This window comes from Pseudomonas sp. P7758 (assembly GCF_013386485.1).
GTDB lineage: Bacteria > Pseudomonadota > Gammaproteobacteria > Pseudomonadales > Pseudomonadaceae > Aquipseudomonas.
This window is the reverse complement of record NZ_JACARS010000103.1, coordinates 102712-111972: the sequence shown is the minus strand read 5'-3', so window position 1 is coordinate 111972 and position 9261 is coordinate 102712. Positions and strand designations below refer to the sequence as shown.

Genomic DNA, 9261 nt, shown 5'->3' with positions numbered 1-9261 from the left:
CCTACAGAAAAGCGGCTCTGCTTTCGTTCTGGTCTTTGCTTTTACCATAAGTAGCCGTTACCGCAGAAACGGATATGTACACAATCAAACCACCTCAGCCTGCCGCACCTGCTTCTCCAGTTCAGCCTTCAACCCAGGCTCCAACTTAAGCTGCCGCGCCAACTCATCGAGGTAAGCCTTCTCCATGAAGTTCTCCTCATCCACCAACATCACACTGGCGATATACATCTCGGCAGCCAACTCCGGAGTACTGGCAGCCCGAGCCACATCTGCCGGATCCAGCGGCTTGTTCAGTTCGGCATGCAACCACTGCTGCAACTCACGATCGTTATCCAGCTTCACTAACTCCCCTTCGATCAACGCCCGCTCACGCTCATCCACATGCCCGTCAGCCTTGGCCGCAGCCACCAGCGCCTTCAAAATCCCCTGGCTGTGCTGCTCGACCTGGGCCGGCGGCAACCGATCAATGGTCTGCGGCTCCCCTTGAGGCGCACTGGCCTGCTGCGCCTGCCAATTACCGTAGGCCTTGTAGGCAATCACCCCCAAAGCAGCCAACCCGCCATAGGTCAGCGCCTTGCCGCCAAACTTGCGGGCTTTCTTGTTGCCCAGCAACAGACCCATGGCGCCGGCCGCGAGGGCCCCACCACCGGCACCGCCAAGCAAGCTACCCAATCCGCCGCCACCCAGCAGTCCGCCAAGGGCCCCCTTGTCATCTGACTTGCGCTGCCCGCCAGCCTTGTTCTGCAACATGTCCTGGCCGGATTTGAGCAGTTGATCGAGCAATCCACGGGTATTCATTCACAACCTCCAGAAACTCAAGTTCACAGGACCAATAGGCCCCCAGCGTAAAACTAAGTGCCAAAAACCCCCGATCTAGAGTGCTTCCAGATGTAACGCGCCTACCCCTCAATTAAAACGATATACACTCGAACAAATCTATAAAAACACCCCACTGGTAATTCCAGCATGATGACCTTGCGTCAGATCCGTCACTTCATCGCCGTGGCCGAGACCGGCTCGATCTCCGCCGCTGCCCAGACCGCCTTCATCTCCCAGTCCACCCTGACCCTGGCGATCCAGCAACTGGAACAGGAAATCGGCGTCAACCTGTTCAACCGCCACGCCAAGGGCATGACCCTGACCCACCAGGGCCACCAGTTCCTGCGCCAGGCGCACCTCATTCTCGCCACCGTCGACAACGCCAAGCGCAGCCTGCAACAGAGCACCGACCAGGTGGCCGGGCAGTTGATCATCGGCGTGACCAGCCTGGTCGCCGGCTACTACCTGGCGGACTTGCTTACCCGCTTCCAGCGCGCCTACCCCAATGTCGAAATCCGCGTGATGGAGGACGAACGCCCCTACATCGAACACCTGCTGGTCAGCGGTGAAATCGACGTCGGCGTGCTGATCCTCTCCAACCTCGAAGACCGCCACGCCCTGCAAACCGAAGTGCTCACCCACTCGCCCCACCGTTTATGGCTGCCCGCCCAGCACCCGCTGCTGGAACACGACAGCATCAACCTGGCGGATGTGGCGCGCGAGCCGCTGATTCAGCTGAACGTCGACGAAATGGGCCACAACGCCCAACGCATGTGGACCGGCGCCGGGCTGCAACCCCGCGTCACCTTGCGCACCGCCTCGACGGAAGCCGTGCGAAGCCTGGTCGCCGCCGGCCTGGGCGTGTCGATCCAGCCGGACATGACCTACCGCCCCTGGTCCCTGGAAGGCGACATTATCGAGGCCCGGCCGATTGCCGACCTCAGCCAGACCCTCGACGTGGGCCTGGCCTGGCGCCGGGGCACGGCGCGCCCGGCACTGGTGGACCCATTCCTGACGGTGGCCCGCGAACAGCCCCACCCACGCAAGCCATCTATTTAATCGAATGCTGCTTTCAGTATTTAGTATTTGTTGACCTCGCGCCTGACCTCTAGTCTCTGCTCATCCCATAAGAGAAGGTCAGGCGCCTCGCACGAGAACAGCCATGACCACACAAGAAAAGAGATCGCGAAAAATGTCTGGCGCGCCCACACCGCTGCTCACTGCGTTGCTGATCGACGGCGAACTGGTCCCGGGCCAGGGGTTTGTCGAGCCGATCATCAACCCGGCCACCGGTGAAATCCTCACCCATATCGCCGAAGCCAGTACCGAGCAGGTCGAAGCCGCAATCCTCGCCGCCCACCGGGCCTTTGCCGGTTGGTCGCGGACCACGCCCCAGCAGCGTTCGAACATCCTCCTGGGCATCGCCGAGACAATCGAAAAACAAGCCGACTACCTCGCCCGCCTGGAATCGCTGAATTGCGGCAAGCCGCTGCACCTGGCACGCCAGGACGATTTGAGCGCGACCGTCGATGTGTTCCGTTTCTTCGCCGGCGCCGTGCGCTGCCAGACCGGGCAACTGAGCGGTGAATACCTGCCGGGCTACACCAGCATGGTGCGTCGCGATCCGATTGGCGTGGTGGCCTCCATTGCGCCGTGGAATTACCCGCTGATGATGGCCGCCTGGAAAATCGCCCCGGCCCTGGCGGCCGGTAATACCCTGGTGTTCAAGCCGTCGGAACATACCCCGCTGTCGATCCTGGCCCTGGCGCCCGTACTGAGCCAGTTGTTGCCGCGCGGGGTGATCAACATCCTGTGTGGCGGCGGCGAAGGGGTCGGCAGCCATTTGGTCAGCCACCCGAAGGTGCGCATGGTCTCGTTGACCGGCGATATCGTCACCGGGCAGAAGATCCTCCAGGCCGCCTCCAAGACACTCAAGCGCACGCACCTGGAGCTGGGCGGCAAGGCCCCGGTGATCGTGTGCAACGACGCCGACCTGCAAGCCGTGGTCGAAGGCGTGCGCGCCTACGGTTACTACAACGCCGGCCAGGACTGCACCGCCGCGTGCCGCATCTACGCCCAGGCCGGCATCCACGACAAATTGGTGGCCGAGCTCGGCGCCGCCGTCAGCAGCCTGCGGTTTGCCGGCAAGCGCGATGCCGACAACGAACTCGGCCCGCTGATCAGCACCCGCCAGCGCGACCGCGTCGCCAGTTTTGTCGAACGCGCCCTCGGCCAGCCGCATATCGAACGCATCACCGGCGCCGCCGTGCATTCCGGTGCTGGCTTCTTCTACCAGCCAACCTTGCTGGCCGGTTGTAAACAGAATGATGAAATCGTGCAGCGCGAAGTGTTCGGCCCGGTGGTCACCGTGACCCGCTTCGACGAGCTGGAACAGGCGGTGGACTGGGCCAACGACTCGGAATACGGCCTGGCCTCCTCCGTGTGGACCCAGAATCTGGACAAGGCGATGCAAGTGGCGTCGCGCCTGCAATACGGCTGCACCTGGATCAACAGTCATTTCATGCTGGTCAGCGAAATGCCCCACGGCGGCTTGAAGCGCTCGGGGTATGGCAAAGATCTGTCCAGCGATTCGCTACAGGACTACAGCGTGGTGCGGCACATCATGGCGCGCCACGGCCAGCATCTTTAAAACAACAACTACGCTCACGCACCACCTGCTGCAAAAACTGCCCCGACCATAATTAAAGAAGAGGGAACCCCCATGTCTGCGCACAAGACCGCACTGCTCAGTGCCCTGACCACCGCGCTGCTGGCCAGTGTCAGCATCCAGGCCGCCGAACCGCTGAAGGCGGTGGGTGCCGGTGAAGGCCAGTTGGATATCGTCGCCTGGCCCGGCTATATCGAACGTGGCGAAAGCGACAAGAACTACGACTGGGTCACCGGTTTCGAGAAAGAGACCGGCTGCAAGGTCAACGTCAAGACCGCCGCCACCTCCGACGAGATGGTGAGCTTGATGGCCAAGGGCGGCTACGACCTGGTCACCGCGTCGGGCGATGCCTCGCTGCGGTTGATCGTCGGCAAGCGCGTACAGCCGATCAACACCTCGCTGATTCCCAACTGGAAGAACATCGACCCGCGCCTGAAAGATGCGCCGTGGTACGTGGTCGGCCAGCAAACGTACGGCACGCCGTACCAGTGGGGCCCGAACGTGTTGATGTACAACACCAACGTGTTCAAGACCGCGCCCACCAGCTGGAACGTAGTGTTCGATGCGCAGAACCTGCCGGACGGCAAGCCGAACAAAGGCCGCGTGCAGGCCTATGACGGCCCGATCTACATCGCCGATGCGGCGCTGTACCTCAAGGCCACCAAGCCGGAACTGGGCATCCAGAGCCCGTACGAGCTGACCGAAACCCAGTACAAGGCCGTGCTCGACCTGTTGCGCGCCCAGCAGCCGTTGATCCACCGCTACTGGCATGACACCACCGTGCAAATGAGCGACTTCAAGAACGAAGGCGTGGTGGCCTCCAGCGCATGGCCGTATCAGGTCAACGGCCTGGTGAACGAGAAACAGCCGATTGCCTCGACCATTCCGAAGGAAGGCGCCACCGGCTGGGCGGATACCACCATGCTGCACACCGATGCCAAGCACCCGAACTGCGCCTACAAGTGGATGGACTGGTCGCTGCAGCCGAAGGTCCAGGGTGATGTGGCCTCGTGGTTCGGTTCGTTGCCGGCGGTTCCCGCGGCGTGCAAGGAAAGCGAACTGCTGGGCGCCGAGGGTTGCAAGACCAACGGTTTCGACCAGTTCGAGAAGATCGCCTTCTGGAAAACCCCGCAGGCTGAAGGCGGCAAGTTCGTGCCGTACAGCCGCTGGACCCAGGATTACATCGCGATCATGGGCGGGCGCTAAGCACTCCCTAGTTGATCGTTCCCACGCTCCGCGTGGGAATGCCTCCTGTGACGCTCCGCGTCACGACTTTAAGGGCGGACGCGGAGCGTCCAGCGCTGCATTCCCACGCAGAGCGTGGGAACGATCACCTCTACCTCCGATTTAATTTTTACAAGACGCGCCTTTTTGGAGCACCGCACCATGACGCTTGCAGTCCAATTCACCCACGTTTCCCGTCAGTTCGGCGAAGTGAAAGCCGTTGACCGGGTTTCCATCGATATCCAGGACGGCGAGTTCTTTTCCATGCTCGGCCCTTCCGGCTCGGGCAAAACCACGTGCCTGCGCCTGATCGCCGGGTTCGAGCAACCCAGTGCCGGCTCCATCCGCATCCACGGTGAGGAAGCCGCCGGCTTGCCGCCGTATCAGCGCGACGTGAACACTGTGTTCCAGGATTACGCGCTGTTCCCCCACATGAACGTGCGGGACAACGTGGCCTACGGCCTGAAAGTCAAAGGCGTGGGCAAGACCGAACGCCTCAACCGCGCCGAAGAAGCGCTGGGCATGGTCGCCCTCGGCGGTTACGGCGACCGCAAGCCGGTGCAACTCTCCGGCGGCCAGCGTCAACGTGTGGCCCTGGCCCGCGCACTGGTCAATCGTCCGCGCGTATTGCTGCTGGATGAGCCCCTCGGCGCTCTCGACCTGAAGCTGCGCGAACAGATGCAAAGCGAGCTGAAGAAACTGCAACGCCAACTTGGCATCACCTTCATCTTCGTCACCCACGACCAGACCGAAGCACTGTCGATGTCCGACCGTGTGGCCGTATTCAACAAGGGCCGCATCGAACAGGTCGACACCCCGCGCAACCTGTACATGAAGCCCGCCACCACCTTCGTCGCGGAATTCGTCGGCACCTCCAACGTGATTCGCGGCGAATTGGCGCAACGCTTGAGCGGTAACCCGCAGCCGTTCTCGATCCGCCCGGAACACGTGCGTTTCGCCGAAGGCCCGCTGGGCAGCGGCGAGGTGGAAGTCAGCGGCCTGCTGCATGACATCCAGTACCAGGGCAGCGCCACCCGCTACGAACTGAAACTGGAAAACGGCCAGGCCCTGAACATCAGCCAGGCCAACAACCAATGGCTGGACACCACCGCCGGGCATCAAGTCGGCCAGTCCATCACCGCGCGCTGGGCGCGGGAAGCCATGACGCCGTTGACCGACATCGCAGGCGAGGTGTGACATGAGCCTGGCCCTGTCCCAACCCCCGATGCGCAGGTTTTCCAACCTGCTGTACAAGAAGCCCAACCTGTACCTGTCGCTGCTGCTGGTGCCGCCGCTGATCTGGTTCGGCGCGATCTATTTGGGTTCGCTGCTGACCTTGCTGTGGCAAGGCTTCTATACGTTCGATGACTTCACCATGGCGGTCACCCCGGACCTGACCCTGGCCAACTTCGCCGCGCTGTTCCAGCCGTCGAACTTCGACATCATCGTGCGCACCTTGAGCATGGCGGTGGTGGTGTCCATCGCCAGTGCCATCGTCGCGTTCCCGATCGCCTACTACATGGCGCGCTACACCACCGGCAAGACCAAGGCGTTTTTCTACATCGCGGTGATGATGCCGATGTGGGCCAGCTACATCGTCAAGGCCTACGCCTGGACCCTGCTGCTGGCCAAGGGCGGCGTGGCGCAGTGGTTCGTGCAGCACCTGGGCCTGGAGCCGGCGCTGCAATTCATCATGGGCATTCCCGGCGTGGGCGGCAGCACCTTGAGCACCTCGCACCTGGGGCGGTTCATGGTGTTTGTGTACATCTGGCTGCCGTTCATGATTCTGCCGATCCAGGCCTCGCTGGAGCGTTTGCCGCCATCGTTGCTGCAGGCCTCGGCAGACCTCGGCGCCAAGCCGCGCCAGACCTTCATGCAGGTGATTCTGCCGCTGTCGGTGCCGGGGATCGCGGCGGGTTCGATCTTTACGTTCTCGCTGACCCTGGGCGACTTCATCGTGCCGCAACTGGTGGGCCCGCCGGGTTACTTCGTCGGCGGCATGGTGTACGCGCAACAAGGCGCTATCGGCAACATGCCCATGGCCGCGGCGTTCACTCTGGTGCCGATCGTGCTGATCGCGGTTTACCTGTCCATCGTCAAACGTCTGGGGGCCTTCGATGCACTCTGAAAAAGCCTCACTCAGTCTAAAAATCGCGGCCTGGGGCGGGTTGGTTTTCCTGCACTTCCCGATCCTGATCATCTTCCTCTACGCCTTCAACACCGAAGAGGCGGCGTTCAGCTTTCCACCCCAGGGCTTCACCCTGAAGTGGTTCAGCGTGGCCTTCTCGCGGCCGGACGTATTGGAAGCGATCAAGCTGTCGCTGCAAATCGCGGCCATCGCCACGCTGATTGCGATGGTGCTCGGCACCCTGGCCTCGGCGGCGTTGTATCGCCGGGAGTTCTTCGGCAAGCAAGGCATCTCGCTGATGCTGATCCTGCCGATTGCACTGCCGGGGATCATCACCGGCATCGCGTTGCTGGCGACCTTCAAGACCCTGGGGATTGAGCCGGGGATGTTCACCATCATCGTCGGCCACGCGACCTTCTGCGTGGTGATCGTCTACAACAACGTGATCGCCCGCCTGCGCCGCACCTCCCACAGCCTGATCGAAGCCTCGATGGACCTGGGCGCCGACGGCTGGCAGACCTTCCGCTACATCATCATGCCCAACCTCGGCTCGGCGTTGCTGGCCGGCGGCATGCTGGCGTTCGCGCTGTCGTTCGACGAAATCATCGTCACCACCTTCACCGCCGGCCACGAGCACACCTTGCCGCTGTGGCTGCTCAACCAGTTGAGCCGGCCACGGGATGTGCCGGTGACCAACGTGGTGGCGATGCTGGTGATGATCGTGACGATGTTCCCGATCCTGGGTGCCTATTACCTGACCCGCGGCGGCGAAAGCGTGGCCGGTAGTGGCGGTAAATAACTGACAACACATTGCCACTGAAGGAATGAGATTCAAATGTGGGAGCGGGCTTGCTCGCTCCCATACTTGAACCGGTTTCGGCAGGGGAAACGATGCAGCTTTAAGAGGACTGAACCATGCAAACCAAACTGCTGATCAACGGCCATCTGGTCGAAGGCGAAGGCCCGGCGCAGCCGGTGTTCAACCCGGCGTTGGGTCGGGTACTGGTGGAAATCAAGGAAGCCAGCGAAGCCCAGGTCGACGCCGCCGTGCGTGCTGCCGACAGCGCTTTTGAAGGCTGGTCGCAAACGCCACCGAAGGATCGCTCGCTGCTGCTGCTCAAACTCGCCGACGCCATCGAAGCCCACGGCGCAGAGCTGGCCAAGCTTGAGTCGGACAACTGCGGCAAACCCTACAGCGCCGCGCTGAATGATGAGATCCCGGCGGTGGCCGATGTGTTCCGCTTCTTCGCCGGCGCCAGCCGCTGCATGAGCGGTTCGGCCGGCGGCGAGTACCTGCCGGGCCACACCTCGATGATCCGCCGTGACCCGGTGGGCGTAATTGCCTCCATCGCGCCGTGGAACTACCCGCTGATGATGGTCGCCTGGAAAATCGCCCCGGCCCTGGCCGCCGGTAATACCGTGGTGCTCAAGCCTTCGGAACAAACTCCGCTGACCGCGCTGCGCCTGGTGGAACTGGCCGCTGAAATTTTCCCGGCCGGTGTACTCAACCTGGTGTTTGGCCGTGGGCCAACCGTGGGCAGCCCGCTGGTGAATCACCCGAAAGTGCGCATGGTGTCGCTGACCGGTTCGATTGCCACCGGGGCCAATATCATTTCCAGCACTGCCGACAGCGTCAAACGCATGCACATGGAACTGGGCGGCAAGGCGCCGGTGATCATCTTCAACGACGCCGATATCGACGCGGCGGTGGAAGGCATTCGCACCTTCGGCTTCTACAACGCCGGGCAGGATTGCACCGCTGCGTGCCGGATTTATGCACAGGCCGATATCTACGACGCGTTCGTCGAGAAGCTCGGCGCGGCGGTTGCCAGCATCAAATACGGTTTGCAGGATGACCCGGCCACCGAGCTGGGCCCGCTGATCACCGCACAGCACCGTGACCGTGTGGCCGGGTTTGTGGAGCGTGCCGTGGCGCAATCCCATATCCGCCTGATCACGGGTGGCAAGGCGGTGGAAGGCAACGGGTTCTTCTTTGAGCCGACGGTGTTGGCCGACGCGCAGCAGGACGATGAAATCGTGCGCCGCGAAGTGTTCGGGCCAGTAGTGTCGGTAACCAAATTCAACGACGAGGCCCAGGTATTGGCCTGGGCCAACGATTCGGACTACGGCCTGGCCTCTTCCGTGTGGACCGCCGATGTCGGCCGCGCCCATCGCCTGGCTGCACGGTTGCAGTACGGCTGCACTTGGGTGAATACCCACTTCATGCTGGTCAGCGAAATGCCCCATGGCGGTCAGAAACTGTCCGGCTACGGCAAGGACATGTCCATGTACGGCCTGGAGGACTACACCACGGTTCGCCATGTGATGTTCAAGCACTGACCCTTTACCCCTGTCGAAGCGAGCTCACTGTGGCGAGGGAGCTTGCTCCCGCTGGGCTGCGTAGCGGCCCCAAAATCCTGGG

At 62.2% G+C, this 9261-nt stretch carries 8 protein-coding genes; 7 read left to right on the top strand and 1 reads right to left on the bottom strand.

Annotated features, from left to right (window positions below; genetic code table 11):
* Positions 1 to 84: 84 nt before the first annotated feature.
* Positions 85 to 798, bottom strand: a complete 714-nt coding sequence (locus HX873_RS22070) for a tellurite resistance TerB family protein (RefSeq protein ID WP_177123197.1) — start codon at positions 796 to 798, stop codon at positions 85 to 87.
* 168 nt (positions 799 to 966) lie between these two features.
* Here HX873_RS22070 and HX873_RS22065 point away from each other — a divergent pair, with 168 nt between their 5' ends.
* The 7 genes from HX873_RS22065 to HX873_RS22035 all read left to right on the top strand — a co-directional run bounded on the left by HX873_RS22065 (position 967) and on the right by HX873_RS22035 (position 9179).
* On the top strand, positions 967 to 1878 hold the full coding sequence (locus tag HX873_RS22065; RefSeq protein WP_003209548.1) for a LysR family transcriptional regulator: 912 nt from the start codon (positions 967 to 969) through the stop codon (positions 1876 to 1878).
* A gap of 133 nt (positions 1879 to 2011) precedes the next feature.
* Positions 2012 to 3469 carry a gamma-aminobutyraldehyde dehydrogenase gene (locus tag HX873_RS22060; RefSeq protein WP_003209549.1) on the top strand — a complete coding sequence of 486 codons (1458 nt, stop codon included), beginning with the start codon at positions 2012 to 2014 and terminating at the stop codon, positions 3467 to 3469.
* 72 nt (positions 3470 to 3541) lie between these two features.
* Complete coding sequence (ydcS, locus tag HX873_RS22055; RefSeq protein WP_003209550.1) at positions 3542 to 4693, top strand: putative ABC transporter substrate-binding protein YdcS; 1152 nt, start codon at positions 3542 to 3544, stop codon at positions 4691 to 4693.
* A gap of 180 nt (positions 4694 to 4873) precedes the next feature.
* On the top strand, positions 4874 to 5908 hold the full coding sequence (locus HX873_RS22050; RefSeq protein ID WP_003209551.1) for an ABC transporter ATP-binding protein: 1035 nt from the start codon (positions 4874 to 4876) through the stop codon (positions 5906 to 5908).
* A 1-nt stretch (position 5909) separates the two neighbouring features.
* On the top strand, positions 5910 to 6839 hold the full coding sequence (locus tag HX873_RS22045) for an ABC transporter permease (RefSeq protein ID WP_003209552.1): 930 nt from the start codon (positions 5910 to 5912) through the stop codon (positions 6837 to 6839).
* Positions 6829 to 7638, top strand: a complete 810-nt coding sequence (locus HX873_RS22040; RefSeq protein ID WP_177123196.1) for an ABC transporter permease — start codon at positions 6829 to 6831, stop codon at positions 7636 to 7638. Before HX873_RS22045 ends, HX873_RS22040 begins: the two co-directional genes overlap by 11 nt.
* Positions 7639 to 7754: 116 nt before the next feature.
* Positions 7755 to 9179: a gamma-aminobutyraldehyde dehydrogenase gene (locus HX873_RS22035; RefSeq protein WP_003209554.1), complete on the top strand. Its 1425-nt coding sequence runs from the start codon at positions 7755 to 7757 to the stop codon at positions 9177 to 9179.
* Positions 9180 to 9261: the final 82 nt, after the last annotated feature.

What these genes read in the sequence shown, in the direction of transcription:
- HX873_RS22070 (WP_177123197.1), bottom strand. Translation starts at nt 798, where the DNA reads ATGAATACCCGTGGATTGCTCGATCAACTGCTCAAATCCGGCCAGGAC.
- HX873_RS22065 (WP_003209548.1), top strand. Translation starts at nt 967, where the DNA reads ATGATGACCTTGCGTCAGATCCGTCACTTCATCGCCGTGGCCGAGACC.
- HX873_RS22060 (WP_003209549.1), top strand. Translation starts at nt 2,012, where the DNA reads ATGTCTGGCGCGCCCACACCGCTGCTCACTGCGTTGCTGATCGACGGC.
- ydcS (WP_003209550.1), top strand. Translation starts at nt 3,542, where the DNA reads ATGTCTGCGCACAAGACCGCACTGCTCAGTGCCCTGACCACCGCGCTG.
- HX873_RS22050 (WP_003209551.1), top strand. Translation starts at nt 4,874, where the DNA reads ATGACGCTTGCAGTCCAATTCACCCACGTTTCCCGTCAGTTCGGCGAA.
- HX873_RS22045 (WP_003209552.1), top strand. Translation starts at nt 5,910, where the DNA reads ATGAGCCTGGCCCTGTCCCAACCCCCGATGCGCAGGTTTTCCAACCTG.
- HX873_RS22040 (WP_177123196.1), top strand. Translation starts at nt 6,829, where the DNA reads ATGCACTCTGAAAAAGCCTCACTCAGTCTAAAAATCGCGGCCTGGGGC.
- HX873_RS22035 (WP_003209554.1), top strand. Translation starts at nt 7,755, where the DNA reads ATGCAAACCAAACTGCTGATCAACGGCCATCTGGTCGAAGGCGAAGGC.